Annotated in this window: 20 protein-coding genes; 5 read left to right on the top strand and 15 right to left on the bottom strand. The window is 71.1% G+C overall.

The features are described from left to right. The 10 genes from ACIPSE_RS46795 to ACIPSE_RS46750 all read right to left on the bottom strand — a co-directional run. Positions 1 to 1,100, bottom strand: a 1,100-nt coding sequence (locus ACIPSE_RS46795) for a homocysteine S-methyltransferase family protein (RefSeq protein WP_401676230.1), incomplete at its 3' end; no start/stop codon positions are given. Beyond that, entirely contained in the window at positions 1,090 to 2,094 is a 1,005-nt protein-coding gene (locus ACIPSE_RS46790) for a carbohydrate kinase family protein (RefSeq protein WP_401676228.1), read from the bottom strand. The genes ACIPSE_RS46795 and ACIPSE_RS46790, both read right to left, overlap by 11 nt. Positions 2,095 to 2,370: 276 nt before the next feature. Continuing rightward, positions 2,371 to 5,844, bottom strand: a complete 3,474-nt coding sequence (locus tag ACIPSE_RS46785) for a condensation domain-containing protein (protein WP_401676226.1) — start codon at positions 5,842 to 5,844, stop codon at positions 2,371 to 2,373. 505 nt (positions 5,845 to 6,349) lie between these two features. Then, on the bottom strand, positions 6,350 to 7,303 hold the full coding sequence (locus ACIPSE_RS46780; protein WP_401676224.1) for an aromatase/cyclase: 954 nt from the start codon (positions 7,301 to 7,303) through the stop codon (positions 6,350 to 6,352). A gap of 93 nt (positions 7,304 to 7,396) precedes the next feature. After that, on the bottom strand, positions 7,397 to 8,146 hold the full coding sequence (locus ACIPSE_RS46775; RefSeq protein WP_401676222.1) for a thioesterase II family protein: 750 nt from the start codon (positions 8,144 to 8,146) through the stop codon (positions 7,397 to 7,399). A 379-nt stretch (positions 8,147 to 8,525) separates the two neighbouring features. Beyond that, the gene (locus tag ACIPSE_RS46770) at positions 8,526 to 9,347 is read right to left on the bottom strand and encodes a BTAD domain-containing putative transcriptional regulator (protein ID WP_401676220.1); all 822 of its coding nucleotides are present in this window, start codon (positions 9,345 to 9,347) and stop codon (positions 8,526 to 8,528) included. 401 nt (positions 9,348 to 9,748) lie between these two features. Further along, positions 9,749 to 10,594, bottom strand: coding sequence for a BTAD domain-containing putative transcriptional regulator (locus tag ACIPSE_RS46765; protein WP_401676218.1), 846 nt, complete (start codon positions 10,592 to 10,594; stop codon positions 9,749 to 9,751). A gap of 290 nt (positions 10,595 to 10,884) precedes the next feature. Next, positions 10,885 to 11,538 carry a ScbR family autoregulator-binding transcription factor gene (locus tag ACIPSE_RS46760; RefSeq protein ID WP_401676217.1) on the bottom strand — a complete coding sequence of 218 codons (654 nt, stop codon included), beginning with the start codon at positions 11,536 to 11,538 and terminating at the stop codon, positions 10,885 to 10,887. Positions 11,539 to 11,611: 73 nt separating this feature from the next. Next, positions 11,612 to 13,207 (bottom strand): acyl-CoA carboxylase subunit beta, encoded by a 1,596-nt coding sequence (locus tag ACIPSE_RS46755; RefSeq protein ID WP_401676215.1) that lies wholly within the window; start codon positions 13,205 to 13,207, stop codon positions 11,612 to 11,614. Between the two features lie 125 nt (positions 13,208 to 13,332). Then, positions 13,333 to 13,521, bottom strand: a complete 189-nt coding sequence (locus ACIPSE_RS46750) for an acyl-CoA carboxylase epsilon subunit (protein WP_401676213.1) — start codon at positions 13,519 to 13,521, stop codon at positions 13,333 to 13,335. 363 nt (positions 13,522 to 13,884) lie between these two features. On the opposite strand from ACIPSE_RS46750, the gene ACIPSE_RS46745 reads away from it, so the two are divergent. Then, complete coding sequence (locus ACIPSE_RS46745) at positions 13,885 to 14,880, top strand: ScbA/BarX family gamma-butyrolactone biosynthesis protein (protein ID WP_401676211.1); 996 nt, start codon at positions 13,885 to 13,887, stop codon at positions 14,878 to 14,880. A gap of 145 nt (positions 14,881 to 15,025) precedes the next feature. Here the strand turns inward: ACIPSE_RS46745 and ACIPSE_RS46740 are convergent, their stop codons facing one another. Next, positions 15,026 to 15,790, bottom strand: coding sequence for an SDR family oxidoreductase (locus tag ACIPSE_RS46740; RefSeq protein ID WP_401676209.1), 765 nt, complete (start codon positions 15,788 to 15,790; stop codon positions 15,026 to 15,028). Between the two features lie 208 nt (positions 15,791 to 15,998). Between ACIPSE_RS46740 and ACIPSE_RS46735 the strand changes: the two genes are divergently transcribed. Then, complete coding sequence (locus ACIPSE_RS46735; protein WP_401676207.1) at positions 15,999 to 16,700, top strand: HAD family hydrolase; 702 nt, start codon at positions 15,999 to 16,001, stop codon at positions 16,698 to 16,700. 305 nt (positions 16,701 to 17,005) lie between these two features. Next, the gene (locus ACIPSE_RS46730) at positions 17,006 to 17,653 is read left to right on the top strand and encodes a ScbR family autoregulator-binding transcription factor (protein ID WP_401676205.1); all 648 of its coding nucleotides are present in this window, start codon (positions 17,006 to 17,008) and stop codon (positions 17,651 to 17,653) included. A gap of 117 nt (positions 17,654 to 17,770) precedes the next feature. Here ACIPSE_RS46730 and ACIPSE_RS46725 read toward each other — a convergent pair whose 3' ends face one another. The 3 genes from ACIPSE_RS46725 to ACIPSE_RS46715 are packed head-to-tail and all read right to left on the bottom strand — an operon-like array spanning position 17,771 to position 20,762. After that, positions 17,771 to 18,172 (bottom strand): DUF6009 family protein, encoded by a 402-nt coding sequence (locus ACIPSE_RS46725; protein ID WP_401676203.1) that lies wholly within the window; start codon positions 18,170 to 18,172, stop codon positions 17,771 to 17,773. Beyond that, positions 18,169 to 19,668, bottom strand: a complete 1,500-nt coding sequence (locus tag ACIPSE_RS46720) for a phage/plasmid primase, P4 family (protein WP_401676201.1) — start codon at positions 19,666 to 19,668, stop codon at positions 18,169 to 18,171. Before ACIPSE_RS46720 ends, ACIPSE_RS46725 begins: the two co-directional genes overlap by 4 nt. Continuing rightward, positions 19,665 to 20,762 (bottom strand): bifunctional DNA primase/polymerase, encoded by a 1,098-nt coding sequence (locus ACIPSE_RS46715; RefSeq protein WP_401676199.1) that lies wholly within the window; start codon positions 20,760 to 20,762, stop codon positions 19,665 to 19,667. The genes ACIPSE_RS46720 and ACIPSE_RS46715 overlap by 4 nt, the downstream gene beginning before the upstream one ends. Before the next feature lie 802 nt (positions 20,763 to 21,564). Here ACIPSE_RS46715 and ACIPSE_RS46710 point away from each other — a divergent pair. Next, on the top strand, positions 21,565 to 22,962 hold the full coding sequence (locus ACIPSE_RS46710; RefSeq protein ID WP_401676197.1) for a CHASE3 domain-containing protein: 1,398 nt from the start codon (positions 21,565 to 21,567) through the stop codon (positions 22,960 to 22,962). A 194-nt stretch (positions 22,963 to 23,156) separates the two neighbouring features. On the opposite strand, the gene ftsH is transcribed toward ACIPSE_RS46710, so the two are convergent. Beyond that, complete coding sequence (ftsH, locus tag ACIPSE_RS46705; RefSeq protein WP_401676195.1) at positions 23,157 to 25,106, bottom strand: ATP-dependent zinc metalloprotease FtsH; 1,950 nt, start codon at positions 25,104 to 25,106, stop codon at positions 23,157 to 23,159. A 219-nt stretch (positions 25,107 to 25,325) separates the two neighbouring features. Here ftsH and ACIPSE_RS46700 point away from each other — a divergent pair, with 219 nt between their 5' ends. Continuing rightward, positions 25,326 to 26,171, top strand: coding sequence for a PrsW family intramembrane metalloprotease (locus tag ACIPSE_RS46700; protein WP_401676193.1), 846 nt, complete (start codon positions 25,326 to 25,328; stop codon positions 26,169 to 26,171). Positions 26,172 to 26,261: the final 90 nt, after the last annotated feature.

Here is a 26,261-nt window from a genome sequence, read left to right as displayed (position 1 = left end):
CAGCGCGCCTCCAGCATCGCCTCACGGAACTTCTTCGACCCGTTCGCGTTCGTCCGCTCACCGATCGCCAGGTAAGAGGTGTCCTGACGGAACGGCACCGTCTGGTAGAGAGAGGCGGCACCCGGCTCGGGGCGCGGGTCCCGAGCGGTCGGGGTCAGGCCGCGCACCCGGTCGACGACCTGGCGCAGATGCTCCGGGGTCGTGCCGCAGCAGCCGCCGACGAGCGAAAGGCCGTACTCGCGGACGAAGTTCTCCTGCGCGTCAGCCAACTCGGGCGCGCTCAGCGGGTAGTGGGCGCCATCCTTGCCGAGCACCGGAAGGCCGGCGTTCGGCATGCAGGACAGCTGGATGCGGGAGTGGCGGGCCAGATAGCGCAGGTGCTCGCTCATCTCGGCGGGCCCGGTGGCGCAGTTCAGGCCGATCATGTCGATGCCGAGCGGCTCCAGCGCGGTGAGCGCGGCGCCGATCTCGGAGCCCAGCAGCATCGTGCCGGTGGTCTCGACCGTCACCGACACGATCAGGGGCAGGTCGAGGCCGAGTGCGTCGAGGGCGCGGCGGGCGCCGAGGGCGGCGGCCTTGGTCTGGAGGAGGTCCTGCGTCGTCTCTACGAGGAGCGCGTCGGCGCCGCCCGCGACCAGGCCCTCGGCGTTGGCCTGGTAGGCGTCGCGCAGGGTGGTGTAGGGGGCGTGGCCGAGGGTGGGGAGCTTGGTGCCGGGACCGATGGAGCCCAGGACCCAGCGCTGCCGGCCGTCACGGGACGTGAACTCGTCGGCGGTCTCACGCGCCACCCGGGCACCGGCCTCCGACAGCTCATGAACCCGCTCGGGAATGTCGTACTCGCCCAGCGCGGCGTGGTTGGCGCCGAAGGTGTTCGTCTCGACACAGTCCACACCCGCGTCGAAGTACTCCGCGTGGACCGAGCGCACGATGTCGGGACGCGTGATGTTCAGGATCTCGTTGCAGCCCTCAAGCTGCTCGAAGTCCTCCATCGTCGGGTCCTGCGCCTGCAGCATGGTGCCCATCGCTCCGTCGGCGACCACCACCCGGGTGGCGAAGGCCTCGCGGAGCGCGGCGATGCGGGTCCGGTGGTCAGCGGTCATGGCTGTTCTCCGAGGACGGTTCTGCGAGGACGGACGCGAGGGGGCGGGCCGCGCCGGGACCGTAGGCCCGCTCGACGGTGCGGGCGAGTCCCGCGGGGTCGACCTCGTACGACTGCGAGCCGACCGCGCCGAGGACGACGGAGGCCAACGCGCAGCCGAGCCGGGCGGCGGGTTCGAGCGGGAGCCCGTGGCTGACGGCGGCCAGGAAGCCGGCGCGGAAGGCGTCGCCGACGCCGGTCGGGTCGACCGTCTCGGCGTCGGGGACGGCGGGCACGAGGAGCGGGGGCTGTCCGGTGCGTTCGATGCGGACGCCCTGGTCGCCGAGGGTGGTGACCCAGGTGCCGACGACCGCGAGGACCTCGACGCGGCTCCAGCCGGTGCGCTCCTTGAGGAGCGCGGCCTCGTACTCGTTGGTGAACAGCCAGGTGGCGCCGTCCACGAGGTCGCGGACCTGGGGGCCGTCGAGGCGGGCCAGCTGCTGGGAGGGGTCGGCGGCGAAGGGCAGGCCGAGGGCCCGGCAGTCGGCGGTGTGGCGGAGCATCGCGGCGGGGTCGTTGGGGGAGACGAGGACCAGGCCGGGGTGGTCGGGGCCGGTGACGAGGGTTCGCAGGTCGATGGCGTGGGCCTCGGTCATGGCGCCCGCGTAGAAGGAGGCGATCTGGTTGGCGTCGTCGTCGGTGATGCACATGAAGCGGGCCGTCTGCCGTTCGGCGGAGACGTGCACTCCCCCGGTGTCGACGCCGTGCTCCTTCAGCCGGAGCTCGTACTCGGTGAAGTCCGTGCCGACCGCCCCGACCAGGAGCGGCGCGAGGCCGAGGCCGCCGAGGCCGTAGGCGATGTTGGCGGCGACGCCGCCCCGGCGCACCTCCAGGCGGTCGACGAGGAAGGAGAGCGAGACGTGGGCGAGCTGGTCGGGGAGCAGTTGGTCCATGAACCGTCCCGGGAAGACCATCAGATGGTCGGTGGCTATCGATCCTGTCACCGCGATGCGCACGGGCACTCCTTCGGTCGCTTCGGTCGCTGATCGCCGGTTCCGCACGGCGTCGGCCGCGACCGTCGGCCCGGCCGTCCGGGTGTCGGGCTCAGGTGCCCGCCGCTGCCTCGGACTGCCGGGCGGGGTGTGGATCGGTCGTGGACACGGGCGTGACACAGCCCAAGATGACCGACGTGGAACGAGGAGCGCTCGAAGGGCGACGGACCCGGGGCGGAGCGGGCCGTTCCGGGTTCCGGGTCGCTCGGCCCGCCCCCTCACGGGCCCCGGTCGCCGGTCTCAGGAGCCCGGGTCGCCCGCGTCCCGGAGACTCCGGGTGAGGGCGCGGGCGAGGTCCACGGCACGCACCTCCTCGTCCGCGTAGGCGCCGGCGAGCACGACGCGGGGCGGGCGGGTGCCGTCGGCGCCGATGCGCCGGGCGAGGCCGCAGGCGAGGACGCCGGCTCCGGAGAAGCCGCCGAGGAGCAGCAGCCGTCCGGTGCGGTGCGCGGCCAGGGCGGGTCGGGCGCGGTCGACGTCGCCGGTGAGCACCAGCAGTTCCTGCGGGCCCGCGTAGAGGTGGGCGAGCAGGTCGTAGCAGGTGGTGGGGGCGCCGGGCGGGGGGACCAGGCAGATGGTGCCCGCCTGTTCGCGTCCGGCGGCGCGCAGCACGAACAGCGGCTCGTCCCCGCCCGCCCGCTCGGTCTCGGCCATGCGTGGCACGGCCCTGCCCTCCAGCACCTTCAGGGCGTCGGCGACGGTGGTGGACTCGCCTGCCTTCAGGGGAAGTTGGCGCAGCAGCAGGACGATCTGCTGGAGGAGTTCGCCCGCGGCCTCGTCGTCGAGGACGTCACGGTCGTGCACCCCGGTCAGCACGAGGCCACCGGCGTTGTCGTGGTGGGCGAGCATGCCGATGGGCAGGGTGGAGCGGGCGGGTACGGTGCCCTGGAACTCGGACCGGATGCCCTGGGCGGCGAGTTCGCCCTCCAGTCCCTCGACCGGGTGGGGCGGGTCCTCGAAGACGATGACGGTGGCGGCGGGGTCGATGCCCGCGCCGTGCCGGTCGGCGGTGCGCAGCCAGTCGGCGGGGACCCATTCGTAGGCGGCCATGTCCAGTGCGTGGTCCTGGAGTCGGCGCAGCAGGCGGGGCACGGTGTCCGCCAGGTCGACCTCGACGGACATCGGCAGCGCGTTACGCAGGGGGCCGAGCATGCGGGCCACACCGTCGAGGGGGATGCCGCGTCCGGGGACGGTGACGGCGAAGCAGACAGGGGCCGGGCCGGTGGCGCCGGAGGCACGGTGGATGAGCATCGCCCAGACGGCCTGGAGGACGCTGCTCTCGGCGATGCCCCACAGGGCCGCCCATCGCGCGAGACGGATGGTTTCTGCAGAGTCCAGGCGGATACGGGAACGGCCCACGCCGGTCGGGCCGTTCTCCCCGCCGAGCCCTCGGGCCCACACCGGCCTGCCGCGTCCGCCCGGTCCGCCGGGGCCTCCTGCCTTGCCCGGCCGTGTCGCCGCCGCGGTACGGCTCGTCGTGCCACTGGCGGGACCGCGCTCCGCACCGTCCGCCGACACGGAACGCGCCCAGTACCCCCGCACCGGCTCCAGGTCCTCGGCGGCGATCCAGGCGGTGTAGTCGCGCAGGTCGGGACGGCGTTCGCCGCCGGGCAGGGAGCCGCCCGCGAGGTAGGCGCGGTGGAACTCGCGCAGCAGGATGTGCGCGCTCCAGGTGTCGAGCAGCGCCCGGTGGTAGGTGAGCACGATCCGGGTGGGTGAGGCGGCGCTCTCCAGCGGGTTGCGCTCCGATCCGAGCAGAGTCAGCCGCAGCGGTCCGGGGCAGCGCAGGTCGAAGCCGCGCAGCCGGTCGTCTTCCAGGAGGGCGGACAGACCGTCGTCGTCGCGCCGCACCCGGACGGTGATGTCGGGGGTGACGCGGCCGTGCACCATGAGCTGGGGTTCGGGACCGCCGGTGAACGCGGTCCGCAGCACCGTCTCGCAGTCGAAGACTGACTGCCAGGCGGCGGTGAAGCGTTCGAGGTCGAGCGGGCCGTGCCACACCCACACGAGCTGTTCGACATGGCGTCCGGTGCCGGGCCGCGCGTCGCCGGCCCGGTACAGCTCCGACTGCTGCGGGGTGGCCCGGAAGGCGGAGGGGATCGGGGCGTCGGCGGCGTCGGCCAGTTCCCGCAGGACATCGCGCAGCAGGTCGGCGAAGGCCGTCACGGTGGTGTCGGTGATGCCTTCGGCGGGGTCGGGCGTCCAGTCGAGGCCGAGGCGCAGCCCGCCGCGGGCGGCCTGGACACTCACCTCCAGCCGGTGCACGGGCCGCCCGGGGGCGCTTGCGGTGACGGGTCGGGCGCCGCGAGGCAGCGCCTCGTCCGGTCCGCGCAGCACCAGGCAGACGGGGGCGGGCGCCAGGGCGCGCAGGGTGTCGCGCAGCAGCGGATCGGGGCTCCACTCCCGGCAGGCCCCGAATCCCGCGCCCCCGGCGGCCTGTCCGGCACCGGCCGCCAAGGGGCCCGCGACGGAGGCGAGTCGACCGAGCGCGTCGAGGCCGGGGTCGAGGGCGAGATGCACGGGGTGCACGTCGGCGAGCCGCCCGACGTGCCGCCGCAGTCGCGGCCGGTCCGCGCGGGGGTCGCTGCGTACGTCGAAGCCGATCTCGTCGACGCGCTGCCAGCGGGCCAGTGCCAGGGCGAACGCTCCGGTCAGCACCTGCCCGGAGGTGAGGGCGAGACGTGCGGCGAGGTGCCGGGTGACGCGTTCGGCGAGGTCGTCGTCAAGGGTGACGTCGAGGTGGCGTTCCCTGACAGGGCCGCTGTCCCAGGTCCGTGCCCGGGCGGTGCCGGGGGCGTCGCCCGACCGGGTCACGGCGGCGGAGCGGCGGGCGGTGAGCATCCGGGTGCGGTGTTCGGCGACGCGGGACCAGTGGCGGGCCTCGTCGGGATCGGCGGCCAGCTCCCGCAGTTCGCCGACCCAGTCGGCCAGCGGGTCGGGCACGCGCCGGGCCGCCGGTGTCCTGGCCGGGGCCGTGCCGAGGGCGGCGGTCAGGTCGTCCAGCAGGATCCGCCAGGACGCGGCGTCCACGGCGAGCTGATGGACGACCACGGCGAGCCGGTCGGCGCGCGGCCCCGCGGTCGTACGGCGGTCCCGGGCGAGCAGGGCGCGCACCAGGACGCCGGTGTCCGCGTCGAGGCTGGCGCCGAGCGAGGCGACGGCGGCGGCGAAGCCGGCCTCGTCGTCGAACTCGCCCTCCACCAGGATGTCCTGGCCGGCGGGGGCGGTGCCGCGCGCGGTGAACCGGCCGCCGGTCGCGTCGAGGCGGGCGCGCAGGTGCGGGTGCGCGGCGATGACGGCGCGCAGGGCCCGCCGCACGCTGTCCGCGTCGAGCGGGGTGCCGGGCTCGACGGACACGGCCTCGTGGCGGTGGCGTCGGGGCCGGGTGAGGACCGCGCACTGGCCGGGGACCAACGGGCCCTCGGTCGGGGGCGGTTCGGTGAGGAGGTCGGCGATGCGGCCGACGACGGACACGGCGATCGCGCCGTCGCGCTGGATGAAGCGGAGCGTGTGGTGGCCGGGGCCGTGCCGCAGCAGCCGGTGCTGCCAGGCGGGCGCGCCCGGCTCATCGCAGGCGAGTTCGCCCAGGATGTCTTCCAGCACGGCCGCATCGAGCGGTCCGCGCAGATCGAGGTCCCAGGGGGTCGTGTGGGGAGGGGGCCCCGGGTCGACGGTCACGGATATCGCCGCGTGGGAGGAGCGGGAAACGGTCATGCTTGTCCGGGGACGTGCGGTCCGCTGTGACGGGCGCGGTCCCCTCCCTCCTCTCCTCTGTGGACGCTGGCTGAACTGCGCCGCCCGGTCCCTGGGGGGACCGTGGCGCCGGGCCGGTGGGCCAGGGGGTGATGCGCGAGTGCGTGCGGGGCCCTCGCACCACCCCTTGGGTCGAGCGGGGCCCCCGCACCACCCCCTGGGTTCCCGGCCCGGCCCTGAAGGCGTGTCGGACGGTGCGCGCCCGGTCGCGCCGTACCGGGCCGTGGCAGCGGCACGGGTGCACCTGGGAGCGGATCGCATGCAGCGCGGGAAGTCCGCGCCTCGCTTCCATTCCGCCTCCTGGTCCGCGGGTGTCGATGCCGTTCGGAACGGCGGGTGTCCACAGCGCTCCGACTCATCACGTTACGGGCAGCACCGGCCCCGCGTCCGTTTTCCCAAGCGGGTGTGGAGCGGGGCCCGAGCACCTCACGTCGGGTCCGAGAGCGGGCCCGCCGCCGCGGCGCCGTCACAGCATGCGGACGGCGGTCTCCGCGTGCTGCTTGGCGTGTGCGAGGAGCACCCGGCTGTTGCGGCCGATCGACTCGCGCACATGGCGGCGGGCCTGGTCGAGTCCGGCGTGCTCGCCCAGTTCGGCGGTGATGTCCTCCTCGCGGAGCACGACGGTGTGCTGGGCGATGACGGTGACGCCGCGCTCCTCGGGGACGACGGACCATTCGCCGGTGTGCGCCTCGACCAGAGCGGGCGTGGTGGTCTGCTTGTGGATGATGCGTTCGGCGTGCGGGAAGCAGATCCGTACCGAGCCGGTGGTGTGGGTGCCGTACTCGGTCAGTGTCTCCAGGGTCATGTGCTGCACTCCGGGTTCGTCCTCGGTGAGGTCGACACGGGTGACGTGCGGGACCATCTCGGGCCAGTCCGCGGCCCGGTACAGGAAGTCGTAGACCAGTTCGGCCGGGCCGTTGACACGGACCGACTCCTCGAAGGTCAGGATGAGTTCGTCCAGGCGCGCCCAGCGTTCGGCGACCGCCTTGACGCCGGTGAGCTGGCTGCGGGTGTAGCCTTCGGCGGCCCGCTCGGCCCACGCCATGTCGGCGGGCCGGTCGTCGACGACGGTGAAGTCGTACAGCAGCTCCAGTTCGCTGTCGTGCGGTCCGTCGGGGCGTACGTGCACGACACCGCTCAGGGAACTCAGAGGGGGTGCGGGCAGTTCCTGGCGGAATTCCACCCGGCGGTTCACCGGGTCCAGGTGCCGCCATGAGGTCCATGACTTGAGCTGGCCGTCCATGAAACACCAGGTGCGGACGCGTTCCCGTTCACCGTCGAACTCCAGGCGCTCCACATGAACGCTCGGGGAGAAATAGAGCGGCCAGTTCACGGCGTCGGCGAAGAGCGCGTAGACCACTCCGGCGGGCGCGGCCACCCGGACCTTGTACGTCGTCTTGTCCGCGAGAGCAACAGACATCTGAACACCTTTCCTGCATTACGCCGACGTTGATCCGGACCGCGTGCGGACGGCCGGACGGGAAGCACGGAAGAGCGAGCCGGCGGCACCGGCTCAGCCGACGGGCACACTCACCCGGGCGAGGCGGCTGGTGACGCGGCAGGCCCGTCCCAGGAGCCGGGGCAGTTCACGTCCCCGGCCGAAGAAGTGGTGGCCTGGAACGGTTCGCAGCCGCGCGGGCCCCTCAGTCCACCGTTGCCAGCCGTCGGCGACGGCGGGCGGCGCGAGCGGGTTCTCCCGGGAGGCAACGACGAGGACCGGTGTGGTGAGCGGTCCCGCCGCGGAGGGGGCGCGGGCGGCCCGCTCCAGGTCCTGGGCGAGTTCCAGGTCGGCACGGAGCACGGGCAGCATGGCCCGCAGCCAGATCCCCTCGTCGCTGTGCTCGGGCACGGCGCCCTTGCCGCCTAGGAGGTGCAGCAGTTCGTCGTCCGTCACCCCGCGCGCCTCGGGCAGCGGGGAGGGCATGTCGGGCGGCGGGCAGGCGGCGACGGCGAGGAGCGCCGGTCCGGGCAGCCCGGCCTCGTGCAGGGCGCGCGTCACGGTGAAGGCGACCATCGCGCCGAGTCCGTGCCCGTACAGGACATAGGGCTCGGGGTGCGGGTCGGTGAAGCGGGGCAGGGTGGCGGCGAGCAGCGCGTTACGGGTGGTCACCCGGGGTTCGGCGCGCCGCGGCCGGCTGCCCGGCAGGGCGACGGGGAGGACCTCGACCCCGGGTCCGACGGAGGCGGCCCAGTGGTCGAAGACCGAAAGACCCCCCTCGGAGTGCGCGAAACAGTGCAGTCGCACCGACGGTCCGTCCGGCATGGCATCCTCCTCTCCCTCCGCCCTCAGCTCACGGGGGTGGGGTTCGAGAATCGCCGGACCGCCTCAAAGGACGCTCGAGGCCGGACGGAGGCCGCCTTCCGGCAGCGAGAACGGCGGGCCGCCTGGTGGGATCATGACGGAGAGACCCGGATCATGACAGGGCCTCCGGGCTCCGACACGGCGAAGACCCCCGTCGCGGCGGCCCCCTGAACGGGCCCCTCGCGCGGAGGTCTTCATGTCCCGGTCGGTGGCCCGCCGTCCCCCCGGCGGGCCCTGTCCCCGATGTCACCCAGGTCTGTGTGGTCAGGCACGGTTCCGGGGCCGGACGTGGGTGCAGGACGATCTCTGAGTACGACTCGAGCCCCCGCTCCGGCCGGTCTCAGGCGGCGTAGAGATCGAAGGTCGAGCTGCGCCGCACCCCGGCGGCGACGTCGAGCTGGGGATCGACGGCCAGCATCGCCTGGTGCAATCGCTGCACCTGAGGTGAGGGCTCGACGCCCAGCTCCTCGATGAGGCGGATGCGCAGCTTGCGGTAGACGGACAGGGCCGACGCCTGCCGTCCCGACCGGTACAGCGCCACCATGGCCTGGGAGTGCAGGCCCTCGTGCTGCGGGTAGCGGGCCGTCAGTTCGGCCAGCTCCGCGATGAGTTCGGAGTGCCGGCCGAGCCGTAGATCGGCGTCGATGCGCCGCTCGACGGTACCGAGCCTGCTCTCCTCCAACCGCATGACCTCGATGCCGAGGATCGGTCCGACCCGTACATCGACGAGTGCGGGGCCGCGCCACAGCTCCAGTGCCTTGCGGAAACAGTTGGCCGACGTCTCGTCGTCGCCGGACTCGAACGCCGACCTTCCCTCGGTGACCATGCGCTCGTACTCGTGCACGTCGACGCTCTCCGGCGTTATCTGGAGCAGATAGCCGCCGTGCCGGGTGGCGAGCACCTCCTTGGCCGCGCCGGGGGCGTCGGGCCCCATCGCGGTGCCCAGGCGGCGGCGCAGCTGCAGGATGTAGGTCTGCAACGTGGTCAGTGCGCTCTGCGGCGGCTCGGTCCCCCAGATCTCTTCCATGAGCATGGGGACAGGCATGACCCGTCCGGGGTAGAGAGCGAGCAGGGAAAGAATCTGCCGCGGCTTGCCGGCCGTCGGGACAATCGACCCCCCGTTAACCTCGGCACTCAACGGACCCAGAACTTGTATCTTCACTGCTTTCCTCCGTACCTCGTCGAGTTCCTCTCGTGGCTGAATTCCGTCACCGTCAGCACACTAGCCGGATTCGCGCCACACCCGACTTTCCTCGACCAGGGCTTGAGGCCGTTTCAGTTGAAGGCCACAGTCCGGAAATTGATCGACTCAAGGCCCTGTGAAAAACAGCCGGAGGGCCGGAAGCCGCTTTATCACGCACCACTCGGGACCGAGCCGGATTCCCCCTCGAATTCCACTGAATTATGCGACGGGGAAACCGAATTGCGGAATGCACGCTACCGCTTTCACGGCCGGCTGCCGGTACCGCGCACGCCCGCCGGGCCCGCACATGCCGCATCCCAAGGCGTCGGCGCGCCGGTGGAACCCGGCCGCGCGGAGACCCTGGGAGGGGGTGCGGTCACTCAACTGGTGGGAACCAGACGGTCCTTGGTGGTCTTGGGCGCCGGTACGGTCGCCTCGGGGTTGGCCGTCAGGATGGACCGCTGAAGGCGCCGCAGGCCCGCGGACGGCTCCAGACCGAGGTCCCGCACGAGCGTGGCGCGCAGCCGCTGGTAGACCTCCAGGGCCTCGCCGCGCCGCCCGGAGCGGTAGAGGGCGAGCATGAACTGGCCGTGCAGCGACTCATGGGTGCGGTAACGGTTCACCAGGACGGTCAGCTCGGCGAGCAGTTCACGGTGCCGGCCCAGCCGCAGATCGGCCTCGATGCGCTGGTCGAGCGCGCACAGCCGGCTCTCCTCCAGACGCTTGATCTCCATGTCCAGCTGCACCCCGGCCTGGACGTCCGCGAACGCGGTCCCGGACCAGAGCGTCAGCGCCTCCCTCAACTGCCTTGCGGCGCCCGGGAAGTCGCCCGCGTCCATGGCCCGGTACCCGGTGCCCGCGAGGCGCTCGAAGGTGCGGACGTCGCTCTCCCCGCCACCGCCGACCAGCAGATAGCCGCTGGGCATCGTCACCAGGACGTCCTTGGCGGTGCGCCGCCCGCCCTCCGGCTCGTCGTCGTCCCGCTCGTCCTTCTCCAGGGCCGCGGCGATGAGTTCGCGCAGCTGGAGGACGTATGTCTGGAGGGTGGTGCGGGCGCTGCGCGGGGGTGTGGTGCCCCACAGCTCCTCGATGAGTGCGGAGACGGGCACCACCCGGTCGGCGTGCAGCGCTAGCAGCGCGAGCACCTGCCGCGGCTTGGGAGCCGTCGGCGTGATGGAGACTCCGTTCTCCTGTACGGCCAATGCGCCGAGTACCTCGATGTCCACGCGATCTCCCCTGTCTTATGCCTGAGTGCTCCGGTCGGTCCGCGGCCGTCAACAGATGCCAGTCCGGCGCCATGACAAGAGTAAAAACAGCGCGAGCGGTCTGTCAATACCAAACCGCATATCCTGTATTTTCTTAGCCAAGGCATAGCGGGGAGGGGTCCCTGACCTGCATCTTTCCCGATCCTCTAGCGGAACCCGAGTCGACCTAGAGTCAATCCCCAGCGCACAACAGGGAGTTCTAAACGAAGAACGACCTAAAAACAGACTGTTTGGTTTGGTATTGCGGCAGGTCAGAGCCCTGGACGCTCCACCGCGGAGGCCGGGGCCGACGGCCGTGAACCCGCGCTCAGCAGCCGCTCCAGGTCACGTCGACCGGCGAGCCTCGGCAGGATCACCTCCCAGAAGCGGGTGACGTTCTGCCGCGACAGCCAGGAGGTGTCGCCGCCGCCGAGGACCTCGAAGCCCGCGGTCGCGGCGACGATGACACGGGCGCTGTCGGCCCAGGAGACGCCCTCGGCCAGCGCGCCGTTGCGCTCGGCCCGGCGGAAGCTGTCCTCCACCCAGCTCTGCCACTGCGTGCGCAGCGAGGCCTCGCCGCGGCGCGCGCAGTCGCCCGCGAGCTCGAACCCGCCGCGGACCACGACGTCATGGGCGAGCGCGCCCATCAGCTCGTGCGTGGCGTCCACCACGGCCTGCAAGGAGTCGCCCTGGCGGGCTCGTGCCGCCTCGGTGATCCCGCGGACCACCTCGGCGGCCTGGGCCTCCACCGCGTCGGCGAGCATGCTCTTGTTGGCGAAGTGGAAGTGCAGTGCCCCGTTGCTGACCCCGGCCCGCCGGCTGATCGTGCTCAGCGACGCCGTGACGAAGCCCTCCTCCGCGAACACCGCGGCCGCCGCCTGGATCAGGGCATGCCGGGTGCGAGCCGCGCGCTCCTGTTTGACCATGTGCTGTCTCCTGAGAACCGGGACGTCGAAGGCCGGCGCCGCACCGACATCCCAAGTCCCTCGGACCGTACGGTTACTGCGGGGGGTTGCCGTGCTTGCGCGACGGCAGGTCTGCGTGCTTGCTTCGCAGCATGGCCAGCGAGCGGATGAGGACCTCCCGGGTGCGGGTCGGGTCGATCACGTCGTCGACGAGCCCTCGCTCCGCCGCGTAATACGGGTGCATCAGCTCGGCCTTGTACTCCTTGACCAGCTTCTGCCGCATGGTCTCGGGGTCCTCGGCCTCGGCGATCTGCCGCCGGAAGATGACGTTCGCCGCGCCTTCGGCGCCCATCACGGCGATCTCGTTGGTCGGCCACGCGTAGGTGAGGTCGGCGCCGATGGACTGGCTGTCCATCACGATGTACGCGCCGCCGTACGCCTTGCGCAGGATCAGCGAGACCCGCGGCACGGTGGCGTTGCAGTACGCGTAGAGCAGCTTGGCGCCGTGCCGGATGATGCCGCCGTGCTCCTGGTCGACGCCCGGCAGGAAGCCGGGGACGTCGAGCAGGGTGACGATCGGGATGTTGAAGGAGTCGCAGAACTGCACGAACCGCGCGGCCTTTTCACTCGCCTCGATGTCCAGGACACCCGCGAGGGACTGCGGCTGGTTGGCGACGATGCCGACGGTCTGCCCGTCGAGCCGGCCGAGCCCGCAGATGATGTTCTTCGCCCAGCGCTCATGGATCTCCATGAACTCGCCGTCGTCGACGATCTCCTCGATGACCTTCGCCATGTCGTACGGACGGTTGCCGTCGGCCGGGACCAGGTCCAGCAGGACCTCCGAGCTCCGCTCGACCGGGTCGCCGCTGCGGGCCCGCGGCGTGGCCTCCCGGTTGTTCTGCGGAAGCAGGGTGAGCAGATAGCGCACCTCGGCGAGGCAGGTCTCCTCGTCGTCGTATGCGAAGTGGGACACCCCGCTGGTCCCGGCGTGGACGTCGGCGCCGCCGAGGCCGTTCTGGGTGATCTTCTCGCCCGTGACGGCCTTGACGACGTCGGGGCCGGTGATGAACATCTGCGAGGTCTCGCGGACCATGAACACGAAGTCGGTGAGCGCGGGGCTGTACGCGGCGCCGCCCGCGCACGGGCCGAGCATCACCGAGATCTGCGGGATGACGCCGCTGGCTTTGGTGTTGCGCTGGAAGATGCCGCCGTAGCCAGCCAGCGCGGACACGCCCTCCTGGATGCGGGCGCCCGCGCCGTCGTTGAGGGAGACCAGGGGGGCGCCGGTGGCGATGGCCATGTCCATGATCTTGTGGATCTTCGTGGCGTGGGCCTCGCCCAGCGCGCCGCCGAAGATACGGAAGTCGTGCGCGTACACGAAGACCGTGCGGCCCTCCACCGTGCCCCAGCCGGTGATGACACCGTCGGTGTACGGCTTCTTCACCTCCATGCCGAAGCCGGTGGCGCGGTGCCGGCGCAGCGACTCGACCTCGTGGAAGGAGTCGGGGTCGAGGAGCAGGTCGATGCGTTCCCGGGCGGTCAGCTTGCCCTTGGCGTGCTGCGCCTCGGTCGCCCGGTTGCCCGGGCCCGCCAGTGCCTGCTCGCGGATGCTGTGCAGTTCCGCCACGCGTCCGCGTATGTCGGAGGGCCCTGGTTCGTTCGATGCCAGGGCAGCAGTCGTCGTCGCCATGTCAGGTGCCTTCCTGGGACAAGGCCGAGGAGGTCCCGCCCCGGATCCGTAGAGCCATCATAACAAACCGCACAGGCGGTCTCTATTTGAATGGTGAAGAGAGTTTGTGGAGATCTCTTCCGCAGTCAGCGCCAGCTTTCGGGCGCCGCGTAGGCCGGTGGCTTCCGCCACCACCGGGAGCCCGGCTCCGGCAACTCCTCGTCCGGCTCCTCCGCGGACGCGCACAGCGCGAACAACACCGCAGCAAGGGCCGCGAGTTCGACCTCGTCCGCACTCCCGCGCTCCACCCGGAGCAGCACTTCTCCGTCATCCATCCGGCCGTTCCCCCCTTTCTCGGGCTCCTGGTCACAGTCGGGCAGAGCACTCAAGGACCGCTTTGAGACCGCTTGAGAACCCGGCGCGCGCCCGCTGCGGCGACCTTCACAGATCAGCTCGAATCGCACTTTCCGAAGCCTCGGCCGCCCTTGCGCCGGCCGCCGCCGCGATCACGAAAAGCCCAAGCCATAGTGGTCGGGAGGCCCTAGGGGAGTCGGCCGGAATTCGATCGGAACAAGATGTTCCATTTATGGCGACTCGAGAGCCTTCGCTTCCGCTAGAAATTAAACCGGTTGGTATGTATCTTTACTGGCCCGAGGAACCTACTCCTCGGAATCAGGCCAAGCGGCACAGGGGGAACTATGTCTGCGATCACGTTCCACATCGACCGCGCCACACCAGGCACGACTCGCTCCGAGAACCACACCGCGGCGTCCTCCGGTAGCGGCTCCCTCCGCTACTCGTCCCTCACCACCACGGTGCCCAAGGAACTCGTCCATCGCGCAAGTGTCGCAGAGGTCATGCTCACCGACTGGGAGAGGCTGGCCGACGACCGCTTCTCGGTCACCGCGCAATGGCCCCGCCGGCACGGCTTCTTCGCCACCGTCGAGGACTGCCACGACCCGCTCATCGTCGCCGAAACGATTAGGCAGGCCGGCATCCTCGTCGGGCACGCGGAGTACGGCGTCCCCCTCGACCACTGCTTCCTGATGTGGGACCTCACGATCGAGGTCACTCCCCAGCACATCTTCGTCGACACCACCCCCGCCTCGCTCGACATAGAGATCAGTTGCAAGGACATCAAGCGCCGGCGCGGCGAACTGTCCGGACTCCGCTTCGAGGCCGTGCTCCTGCGCGACGGCCAGGTGGCCGCCACCGGCAGCGCCCGCTTCACCTGCGTCTCCCCCGCCGTGTACCAGCGGCTGCGCGCCTCCCGGGCCGAGCCGGGCGCAGTCACCCCCCTGCCGCTCACCGCACCGCTGGCACCGCAGAACGTCGGACGGCTCTCCCCCACGGACGTCGTGCTGTCCCCCACCGGCGAACCGGGCCAGTGGCAGCTCAGGGTGGACACCCGCCACCCCGTGCTCTTCGACCACCCCGTCGACCACGTCCCCGGCATGCTGCTCCTCGAAGCGGCCCGTCAGGCCACGACCGCCTTCCTGGGGCGCCCCTGCCTTCCCCTCGCCGTCACCGGGGAGTTCACCCGGTACGGCGAGCTGGACGCGCCCTGCGTGATCAGCGCCTCGTATCTTTCCGACCCGGCCAGCCCGCGGGAGGAGGTCGTCCTCATCACCGGCGAGCAGGACGGCGAACTCGTCTTCCGCTCCATCGTGACGGTGGCGTCGTCCGACGCCTGATCCCGGCCCGCCCTTCCCGCACCGCCTCGGCGCCGAAACGGTTCGGCGCCGAGGCGGCGGCCGCTGCGGCCCGCCCCGCGGGCGCCGGTGCGGCGGGCGGGGCGGTGACCGCCCCGAGCATCGGGACCGCCATCCGTACAACCGTCTACAAAAACGATCCTCCGGACGCGTCGACACACTGCCCCGTGACCCAGCGGGAGTCGTCCGAGGCGAGGAACGCCACCACGTCGGCGATGTCCCCCGGGTCTCCCATGCGGTCGAACACCGAGAGCGCGGCATGAGCGGCCTCGCCCTCGCGCGTGGCCCAGCGCTTCCTGTTCATGTCCGTCTTGGTGAACCCGGGCGCCACGGCGTTCACGGTGATGCCGCGCGGCCCGAGTTCCTTGGCGAGCGCCCGGGTGAGGGCCTCCAGCGCGGCCTTCGCCATGGAGTAGACGACCGACTCGGGAAAGGCCACGCGGGTGGCCGCCGAGCTGATGTTGACGATGCGGCCCCCGTCGCGCAGCCGGGGCAGCCCCTGTTGGACGAGGAACAGCGGCGCCCTCGCATGCACGGCCATCAGCGCGTCGAAGTCCCGCGGTGTCACCTCGGCGACGCGAGCGGGGACGTTGAAGCCGGCGTTGTTGACGAGGATGTCCAGCCGCGGTGCCTCGCCCCGTTCCTCGAGTCCGCGGTCCAGCCGTCCGTAGAGCGCCTCCGCGTCGCCCGGTTCCCCCAGCGGGGCGGCCACGGCGAAAGCGCGGCCCCCCTCCCCGGTGATGAGCTCCACCGTCTCGCGGGCCGCCTCCTCGCGCTCCTTGTAGTGCACGGCGACGAGCGCGCCGTCGGCGGCCAGACGGTGGGCGACGCCCCGGCCGATCCCCCGTCCCGCCCCGGTCACCAGTGCGACCTTGCCTGCCAGTTTCCGCACGCTTCCCCCAAGCCCGCTGACGCATACACGCGTTCGACAGATGACGGGTCACGGTCTCGCGCACGCCTCATCGGAGGCAAGTCCCTTGGGCGACTATAAAAAACCGTCGATCCGGTTTATTATCGGTGCAGCACCCACTCCATCCTCTGCACAGCAGCATGTCCGCACCCTCGGTGCGGCCCTAACCGGAGGCGGTCCCATGGCTCCCATGGCCCTACGGCACCTGCGTCTCGTCGCGGTCAACATCGACGGGGTCATGCTGAACGACACGTTCAGCCCCGTGATCCACCGCTTCGTCGTCAACAACGGCGGCGTCTACACGGCAGAGCTGGAGCGCGCCGTGTTCTCCCAGCCCCGGCTGAAGGCCGCCGCCGCCCTCGGCCTGCCGGGCTCCCCCGAGGAGGTGGCCGAGGCGTACTTCATCGAACGGGAGAGGTACCTGCGCGACCACCCGGTGCACGTGCTCGACGGCGCCGATCGGCTGCTGGGCCGGCTGAGCCGGCTCGATGTCCCCCTGATCTGCTATGGAGGGCTAGAACGACCGCACTTCGACCTCCATCTGAGCAGGTACGCCCACTACTTCACCCAGCCCCGGTACGTGTGCACCGACAGTTTCCGCCCCGGGGTGCGGGAGATCTCGCGGGACCTGTTCGGGCTCCGCAGCGACCAGGTGCTGTTCATCGACGACGTGGCACGCGTCGCCGAGACGGCCCGGACGCTTGGAACGCCATTCATCGGGCACCCCAGTTCCTACGGGCACAGTTTCCAGGAGCAGTTGATGCACGAGGTGGGCGTGCGGCATCTGGTGCGCTCGCTCGACGAGATCGACGAGTCGCTGCTGCACATCCTCGACTCGGAGGCCGCCGAGGGCTCCGTGTGGCAGGACACCCGGGTGGCCGCTCAGGTCTGAGGGGCATTTTTGGAGACAAAATCCGACGCAAACGGCTGTTTGTGGCGCGGGTTCGGACCGCTTCGAGCACGGTCAAGGTCGGCCAAAGTCTGCGAAAGTTGGCCCTTCAATCACCGACATGAGGCTCTGACCTGCACATTCACTCTCTCCCTCGTTCCAGGTGGCCAGTTTTGACGTGTGAGAGAACTGCGAAAGTGTATTCAGCCTAGTGCCCGGCAACATGCTAGAGCTGTAAGCTACCTGCTAGGCGGTTTCTTTCGGAGCTCGCTGCGGGTGACAGGACAGCTAGCTGAAGGAGAGCTCCAGTGGTACAGCAAGAGCGCGCGATCCGGACTCGCCGTGTGGTCCTGGAAGCCGCGGCACAAGTCTTCGCGGAGCACGGGTACGTCGCCGCGACCGTCGCCGACATCCTCAAGACCGCGGGGGTCACCAAGGGCGCACTGTACTTCCACTTCGACTCCAAGGAAGCACTCGCCAAGGGCATCCTGGAACTCCAGACGGAACGGCCGCTGCCGCCCCAGGAGACCAGGCTCCAGGAGGTGGTGGACACCGCGATGACGGTGGCCCACCGGCTCCCCCTCGACGCCGTCCTGCGCGCGGGCGCCCGGCTCTCCGCGGACCCCGCCGGCCGGCAGTACTACGGCACCGCCTGGGCCTCGTGGATCCAGGTGCTGACCGATCTGCTGACGGAGGCCCAGAAGCGCGGCGAGGTCCTGCCGCACGTGGAGCCGCGCGAGATCGCGGAGCTCATCGTCAGCGCCTTCAACGGGGTCCAGCTGTACTCGCAGTTGGAGCACGACCTGGCGGACGTGGAGCGGCGTGCCTCGTTCCTGCTGAACCACATCATGCCGTCCATCGCGGCCCCCGCGGTGCTGCTGCGCCTGGACATGGCCCCGGACCGCGGCGCCCGCGTGTTCGACGAGGCGACCCACATGGCCGTCACGGTGGCCTAGCGCCAGGGCCCGCCGGCCCGTCTCTCTCCTGCCGGTGACCGTCACGCGAAGCGTGGCACGGTCGCCGGCAGTGTCATGCGGCCCCGCGGTCGGCGCGGAGCCGTCGCGGGTTCTCGCCTACAGCGGCAGCGTGATCCCCAGCGCCCGCATCGCCGAGGACGGCGGGCCGCCCTCCGAGCGCTCCGTCTTGCAGCCCTTGCTGCCCGGCGCGAGCGTGCGCGGGTCCACGGCCTCGGCGGGCGCGCCCGTGGCGTACAGACCCGTGGGGTCGGTGTCCCGGTCGTGCGGGAGCAGCCAGAACACCCGGCGCCGGAACGTGCCCGAGGAACGCGACGGCTTGGCCCCGCTGCCCAGCAGCGCGTAGCCGACCATGCGGCCGTCCCGGTGGTAGGGGGGCTTGCCGCGGCGCGTCGGCAGCCGGTCCAGGCTCTGGCGTACGTAGTCGAGCGTGCTGATGTCCTCCAGCCAGACGAACTCGTCCTCGTGGACCAGTTCCTCCTCGGCGATGAGGGCGCTCATGCTGTCTCCTCGTCGGCGACCAGGCCGATGCCCGGGTAGTACTTGCGCTGGTTGGACAGGATCATGTCCTTGGGCGAGGTCAGTCCCACCACCTCCCGAACCCGCGCAGCGAACGCCCGGGACGAGATCGCCGGGGCCCCCTCATTCTGACACCACGTCTTATACCCCGCGTAGAGCTGGGCCTGTTCGGCCCTCAGGACCGGCCCGAGCCGGCAGGACTCGGCGAGAAATCGCCCGGTGTGGTCCTCGGTCTCCGCGTACGCCGTGGTCGCGATCCGCACCCGTTCGGGGCCGGTGAGGTCCCTCTCACCTGCCAGGTAGCTACGGGCGCCCAGGATCAGCCAGTTGAGGATGCCGGGGCCCTCCTCGGTGACGAGGATGTCCGCGAGGTTGTCGATTTTCCGGTCGTCGGGCACGACCCGTTCGAACGGGATGAGCCGCATGCGCCGCCAGAACGCGAAGCCGCCGGTGCCGACTTCGGGCCGGTGGTTGCCCAGCAGCCAGAGTTTGTGGGTGGGTTCGAAGCTGAAGAAGTCCTGCCGCATCCGGCGGGCCTTGATCCGGTCGCCGCCGGTGAGCAGCTTCACCCGCGCCTCGTCGAACCGGTCCCCCGGTTTGACCTCGCTGCACACGATGACGCGACGGCCGTGGAGTTCGGCCAGGTCGGTGGGGTGGCCCTCGTAGGGGCGGGCCATCAGGAAGCCGGGCGGCGCGGCGTCGGCGTAGTCCCCCACCAGTTTCATCAGCACGTCCAGCAGCACGGACTTGCCGTTCTTCCCGGACCCGAACAGGAACGGCATGACCTGGCCGCCGACGTCGCCGGTGATGGAGTAGCCGAGCAGCAGGTGCAGGAAGCCGATCATCTCCGCGCCGTGGGTGCCCTCGCCGAAGGTGTCGGTGAGGAACCGGTCCCAGCGGGGCGTGGGCATCGCCTCGGGCGCCGCGGTCGTGGACCGGGAGTGGAAGTCCTTGTTGGGGTCCGGTGTGCGGATCAGTCCCGTGCGCAGGTCGACGATGCCGGCCGGGGTGCACAGCGCGTACGGATCGGCGTCCAGGCGGGCGGCGTTGAGGACCATGCCGGGCGCGGAGCGGGCCTGGGTGAGCATCGCGTTCATGCCGCTGGTGCTGAGCGCGCGGCGGCGGTGCTGCTGGAGTTCGAGCGGGGTGAACGCGCCTCGGGGGTCGGTGGTCGCGAGGGACTCCGCGAGGTCCCCGGCGGCCCACATCACGGTGTCGTCCTCGTCGATCTGCCAGCGGGTGCTGTCCCAGCGGAACCAGCCGAGCCCCGGGACGTGCCGGTAGTCGTCGGAGTAGAGCCGGACGAACAGCTTGGCGTTGCCGCGGTCGCTGAGGGTGTCGGGCAGCAGTCCGTCGGCGGTGGCCTCGCCCGCCCCGCGCGGGCCCTCCTCGTCCGGGCGGGAGCGGGGCTGGGCGAGGATCTGGGCGGCGACGGCCTGGGCGTCGAAGAGGGTGTCGTCCTGCCGACGGGGCGTCATGCGCCCCCTCCCAGGGCCAGCGGGCGCAGCAGGCCCGCGTTCAGGCCGCCGCGGATGATGGCCTCGCAGCGGCGCTCCTGGCCGGGTCTGGCGGCTTCGGCGACGTCCCGCAGCAGACGTTCCGCCTCGTCCCCCGCGAGGGACCCTCCGGCCACGAGTCCTCCCGCGGTGTAGGCGGCACGGTTCAGCTTCTCGGAGAACGCCGCTCCCTCGGACACCGCGGCGCAGGCGGCCACCTCCGCGAGCAGCGCGGCCAGCACCCGGCCTGCGGCTCCCTGCCCACCGCCCGCGGCCAGGACGGCCTGGCGGGCCCGTGGGGGCACCGGACGGGGCGCGGGGACGTGCGCGGGCGGCAGGTGCCCGGTGCGTTCCAGCTCGCGTGCCAGCCAGTCGGGCAGGGGCGCGGGCTCACGCACGGTCCCCGCCACCTCGTACCGCCCGGCCTCGGTGACGGTGCCCGGCGCGATGATGTACCCGCCGTGGGCCCGGACGTCGACCTGCCAGGCCAGCGCGCGGCCCCCGGAGCCCGTGGAGCACTGCCAGCGGTGCCCCGTGTGGGCGCGGTACCAGACGTGGAGCCCGCCGGAGGGCGTGCGCACGCGCAGGGTCGTGGTGTCGTCAGCGGGGCTGGTACGGCCGCGCAGGGCGGCGAGGACGCCGAGGGTGTGGAAGCCGTTGGCCAGGCCGGTCAGGTCGACGCCGTCGGAGATGCCGATGCCGGGCAGCAGCCGGTCCCGGCCGGGGAGTTCGCGTGCGTGCGCGTCGATGTCGACGACCACGAGGCCGGCCGGACCGCAGGCGATCCCGACGCCGAAGCCCGGGTTGCCGCCCCACCACTGCTCGATCCGGGCGTAGTCGAGCGTGGCGGCGTGGAAGCCGTGGCACCAGCGGCCGGCGGCCGGGCAGCCGCACCGTTCGTGGCCGTGCCCGGGCTGCCGGCAGGACGGGCAGTTCCCGGCCGGGGTCTTGCGACCGGGCGAGAGCGGATGAACGGGCCAGCCCCGGCTCGCGCACCACCGGGCGGTGGCCAGCGACCCGGCGACAGCAGCGGACTGCGTTGAACCGGCAACGAAATTCCGCAGCTCAGAGGCCATGCGCACCCCCCACCAGCGACCGAAGCGACTGAGCGACCGAATCAGCCTAGCGAAGCGAGCGGGGGCCGAGAGGCTCATGGGGAAACAAAGATTCGAGTCGTTGTGGGACCCCAGCGACCGAAGGCGCGGGACCCCAGCGACCGGGGCTTCCCCGGTCTCGGCCCCCGGCCCCGGAAAAGCCGCAGTTCACAGCGGCGGGAGACCGAGAACAGCGACTGAAGCGACTCAAGAGTCCTATATATGACGCCCACGCGCACGCACGCACACACGCCCATGTCTTCATATACCCGAACCTTGAGTCGCTTCAGTCGCTGTTCTGCCCAACGGGCCCTCCTGACCTGCGACTTCTCCCCAGCGACCGAGAGCGACCGAAGGGGTTCCCGGTCGCTGGCCCCCGGTCGCGGGGTCTTCAACCAGCGACTCAAGCGACTCTGAGGCCGACCTGAAGGCCGGACAGGCCGGTCCCGTCCGAAAAGCACCGGTGCCGGCCTCTGCTCGGCACAACACCGACTTTCGATCGCTTCAGTCGCTTTCTCCCGCCACAACCACTCTGACCTGCGATGTCCTGGAAACGACCGACAGTGCCCCGGCGCGGGCCTGTCAGGCCACCCGGGAGAGCGCCTTATAAGCCCTGTAGCCCCGCGGAGCGCCTGGCAGCACACCCGGGCATCCGCCCCTCAGCCCGCTTCCCAGCCGATGTTCTCTCTGAGACACGTGTGACCTACGCGCTCTCGACGGATACATTGCATGCTCAAATATCTGCAAGTATCTGTCTGAAGTCTTTCCATCGGTAGGCGGGGGCATGGGCGCTCGACAGGAGTACAGGGGTCGAAGACTGGGGCTGACCAGTCTCACGGTCGCGGCGAGCGGCCTGCTCGCCCTGCTCATCGGCGTCGCCTTCGCCGTCCTGCTCTGGGCGATCTCCGATGCCAACAGTTCCGTTTCGGCCAGACGGGCCTCCCGGACGGCCCTCGTCGAAGCGGGGAGCATGGAACAGCTGCTCCTCGATCTCGAGACAGGCCAGCGGGGCTTTGTGATCACCAAGCAGGAAACGTTTCTCCAACCGTGGCACAAGGCGCGTACCGCCTTCCCCGCGGAGGCTCGGCGGTTCACCGGCAGCGCCACCTCCACGGAGCAGCGGCGTACCGCGCAGGAGATCGTGCGGGGTGTCGAGTCCTTCCTGACCGACTACTCGGTCCCGCTGGTCGAGATGGTCCGGCGGGGGGACTCCGCCGCGTCGGACCTGCGGGAGACCACCGAGGGCAAGGAGCGGGTCGACGACCTACGGGCCGGCTTCGACCGGTACATGGCGGACGAGCGCACCCAGCTCGCGGAGCGGACCGACGCGGCAGGGGCCAACAGCCGGCAGGCCGTGCTCACCGCGGCAGCGGGACTGGCGGCCTCGACCGCGCTGGTGGCCGTCTTCACCTTCCTCCAGGCCCGTGCGGTGGTACGGCCGGTGCGTGGTGCGGCGGCCGCGGCGGAGGAACTGGCGGGCGGTGACCTGAGCATCCGCGTGCCACCCAGCAGGGTGGCCGAGATCGGGGCGCTCGGCACCTCCTTCAACAGCATGGCGGCCTCCTTGCAGGACAGCCGCCGCCGGATCATGGAGAGCACCGAGGCCGTGCACCGGCGCACGGCCCGGGATCTGCACGACGGGGCGCAGCAGCGCCTGGTCAGCCTGATGATCGGGCTGCGGCTCGCACGCGAGATGCTGCCCGAGACGGAGACGGCGACCGCCGACCTGCTGGACCAGTCGATCGACAACGCGCAGACGGCGATCAACGAGCTGCGGGAACTCGCCTCCGGCATCTACCCCCTGGTGCTGACGGTGAAGGGGCTGGTGGCGGCGGTGAAGGACCTGGCGTCCCGGTGCCCGGTACCCATCGTCGTCGAGAGCAGGGACGAGCGCAGGATCTCCTCGACGGTCGAGTCGAACGCGTACTTCGTGGTGGCCGAGGCGGTGACCAACGCCGTCAAGCACGCGCAGGCCTCCCGGATCGACGTGTCCGTGGAGTTCAACGACGTGCTGCGGATCAGGATCGCCGACGACGGGGTCGGCGGCGTGGGCAAGGCCCGTGCCGGCAGCGGGATCACCGGGCTGGCCGACCGTGTGGCCGCCTTCGACGGCAAGCTCGCCATCGACTCGCCACCGGGCGGCGGCACCACGATCAGCATCCAGATCCCGATCCGGGACTGATCCGGGACTGAACCGGCCGCGAGCGGTTCCCCCGCCCCCCACCCCACCGGGACGGTCGCGGCGACGGTGTCGACCGTGGCCGGGGCGCGGCCACGCATCCGTCATGTGACGTGCGCGGCCCGCTCCGCACGACGACGGTGCTGCGGGAGGGGCGGGAGAAGGGGCCCCTCCAGGTCCCTCCAGGTCAGTCCAGTTCAGTCCTTCGTGAGGCGGGTGACGTCCGTGAGGGGGGTCAGCGAGGGTACCCGGGCGATGCGGTAGGCGTCCGCCTCGTCCAGCGTCTCGTGCTCCAGGAGGGCCGCGGCCAGATCGTCCAGCCGGTGCCGGTGCTCCTCCAGGGTGCGGCACGCCTTGGTGTGGCACTCCTCGACGATCCTGCGGACCTCGCTGTCCACGAGGTCCAGGGTGTGGGGGGCGGCGGACATCCCGTAGGGCTGCTGTCCGTCGGCGGGCAGTACCGACAGGTGCCCCACGCGGTCGCTCATCCCCCAACGCGCCACCATCGAGCGGGCGATGCCGGTGACCTGCTCCAGGTCGCTCTCGGCACCGGTGGTGATCACTCCGAACACCACCCGCTCCGCGGCCATGCCGCCGAGCGCGCCGATGATCCGGCCGCGCAGGTACTCCTCGGTGTAGGCGTACTTGTCGGAGTCCGGGGTGGACAGGGTGACGCCCAGAGCGCGGCCACGCGGCACGATGGTGATCTTGCGGACGGGGTCGGCGCCCGGCTGGAGCATGCCGAGCAGGGCGTGCCCGCTCTCGTGGTACGCGGTGCGGCGACGCTCCTCCTGCGGCATCACCAGGGGCCGCTGGGCGCCGAGCTGGACCTTCTCCAGGGCTTCGGACACATCGTGTCCGGTGACGCGGGCCCGGTCGTGCTTGACGGCGAGCAGGGCGGCCTCGTTGGCGAGGTTGGCGAGTTCGGCACCGGTCATGCCCTGGGTCGTACGGGCCACCTTCGTCAGGTCGACGTCCGGGGCCAGCGGCATGGACCGGGTGTGGATGCGCAGGATGGCCTCGCGGCCCGCGCGGTCCGGTGGGGAGACGGTGACGACCCGGTCGAACCGGCCGGGCCGGGTCAGTGCCGCGTCCAGGATCTCGGCCCGGTTGGTCGCGGCGACCACGACGACACCGTCGGAGCCCGAGAAGCCGTCCATCTCGGTGAGGATCTGGTTGAGCGTCTGCTCGCGTTCGTCGTGACCGCCGACCGCGGACCCGGCGCGGGAGCGGCCGATGGTGTCGATCTCGTCGATGAAGACGATGGAGGGTGCCACCTTGCGGGCCTCGGCGAACAGTTCCCGTACCCGGGAGGCGCCCACGCCGACGATCATCTCGATGAACTCCGAGGCGGAGGCGGAGAAGAACGGCACCCCGGCCTCGCCCGCCACGGCCCGCGCGAGAAGCGTCTTGCCGGTGCCGGGCGGCCCGGCGAGCAGCACGCCCCGGGGCATCCTCGCGCCCATCCGGCGGTAGGCGTCGGGGCGTTTGAGGAAGTCGACGACGTCGTTGAGTTCCTCCCGGACCTCGTCGATGCCGTCGACATCGGCGAAACTGGTGCGTTCACGCTCCGCCTCGACCGGCTTGGGCGGCTTGCGTCCCAGCACCCCGCCGACACCGCCCATACCGCCGCCCGCCCTGCGGGCCACGAACACCCATACGGCGATCAGCAGCGCGGTCGGCAGGAGTGAGACCAGCAGCGACTGGCCCAGGCCGGGGCCCTGTGCCACCGGCGAGGCGGAGACCGCAACCTTCTCCCGTCCGATCTCCTTCCACAGCTGGTCGCTGTCGGCGAAGGAGGGCTTGTACGTGGTGAACCGGACGAAGGTCTTCCCGTCCTCGCCCCCGGGCACCTTGCGGGCCTTCTTGAGGGTTCCCTGGATCTGGGAGCCCTTGGAGTAGACGGTCTTGACGTTGCCCGCGTCCAACTGCGCGGTGAAGGCGGTGTAGTCGATGGACGTGGTGCCGTCGCCCTGCATGGTGTTGTAGAGCAGACCGGTCGCCAGATAGATGACGACGAAGATCACGATCTGTACGAGCCGGCTGGTACGGGAGCGGCGGCCTCGCGGTGCCGGCGGCCCGCCCGGCACCCCCTCGGAGCGCCACGGGGCCCGCGGGTCGTGTCGCGGTGGTACGGGTGCGGCCATCGGGCCCCTCCTTGCTCGCGGTCCGGACACACTTCCGGCGCCTTCGGGATATGTATGCACACATGCTTCCGCCGGAAGCCGATCCCGGCATCACACAGATGAGTGATTGGCGCCCGGTGTCACCTACGCACCCCTTTTGACACATATATGTGATGTGGCTCCTCCGTCTCGGGCGGCATGCTCGACCGCGGTACGATCCGCCGCCGGAAGGAGAACCCCGTGTCCGAGATCCTCCACGCGACCCCCGACGAGAACCAGAGACTGCTGCGCGCCGCACGGCGCTGGGGCTGGCTGGCCGTCCTGGCCGTCGGTCTGCTGCTGTTCTGGCTGATCCACTCGGCTCTGGTCTCCACCGGAAACCCGAATCTGATCCCCGCGCTGATCTTCTTCGGATCCGCCCTGGTCCCGGCCGCGTTCGTGACCTTCGTGGCGGGACGACGCCTCGCCTTCGGCGTCGGCTCGTCCGTCGTCGGTGTCACGGCACTGGTCGGCGGCGCTCTCGGGGTGACCACGGCCGGGTTCCTGGAGTACCGGACGCTGGTGCTGCTGGACGTCCTTCCGATGGTCGCCGTGGGAGTGATCGAGGAAGCGGCGAAGCTCGTCATGCCGCTCCTGCTGATGCTCTTCGTCAAGCGCCGCTCCCCGGGCGACGGCCTGCTCATCGGTGTCGCCTCGGGCGCCGGCTTCGCGGTGTTCGAGACGATGGGGTACGCGTTCGTCGAGCTCGTCCAGTCCGGCGGTGATCTGCAGGTCGTCGACCATCTGCTCGTGGTGCGGGGCCTGTTGAGTCCGGCCGCGCACATGGCGTGGACCGGACTGACGAGCGCCGCGCTGTGGTCGGCCGCGTCCCGCCACTGGAACCGGCGCTCCCTCGGCGTCCTGGTGCTGGTCTACGCGATCGCGGTGGGCCTGCACACGGCGTGGGACAGCTTCGACGACGACACCGCCTACACCGTCCTGGCGGCCGTCAGCCTGTCCCTGCTGGTGTACACCTCGCACCGGCTGGCCGGACCGTCCCGGGCCCGGGACGTCTCCCTGGCCGGCTCGTTCGCGACCGCGCCCTAGTAGGGCTTGGTCAGGTTCGTAGGGGTGTGGGTATGTCGCGGTGGCAGGTGGGACAGGCGCCGGTCCAGGTGGCGAGGAGGGTCTGCAGTT

Source organism: Streptomyces sp. NPDC090106 (assembly GCF_044747265.1).
Classification (GTDB): Bacteria; Actinomycetota; Actinomycetes; order Streptomycetales; family Streptomycetaceae; genus Streptomyces.
The sequence above is the reverse complement of the archived record's forward strand: the minus strand, read 5'-3'. Positions and strand labels throughout refer to the sequence as shown.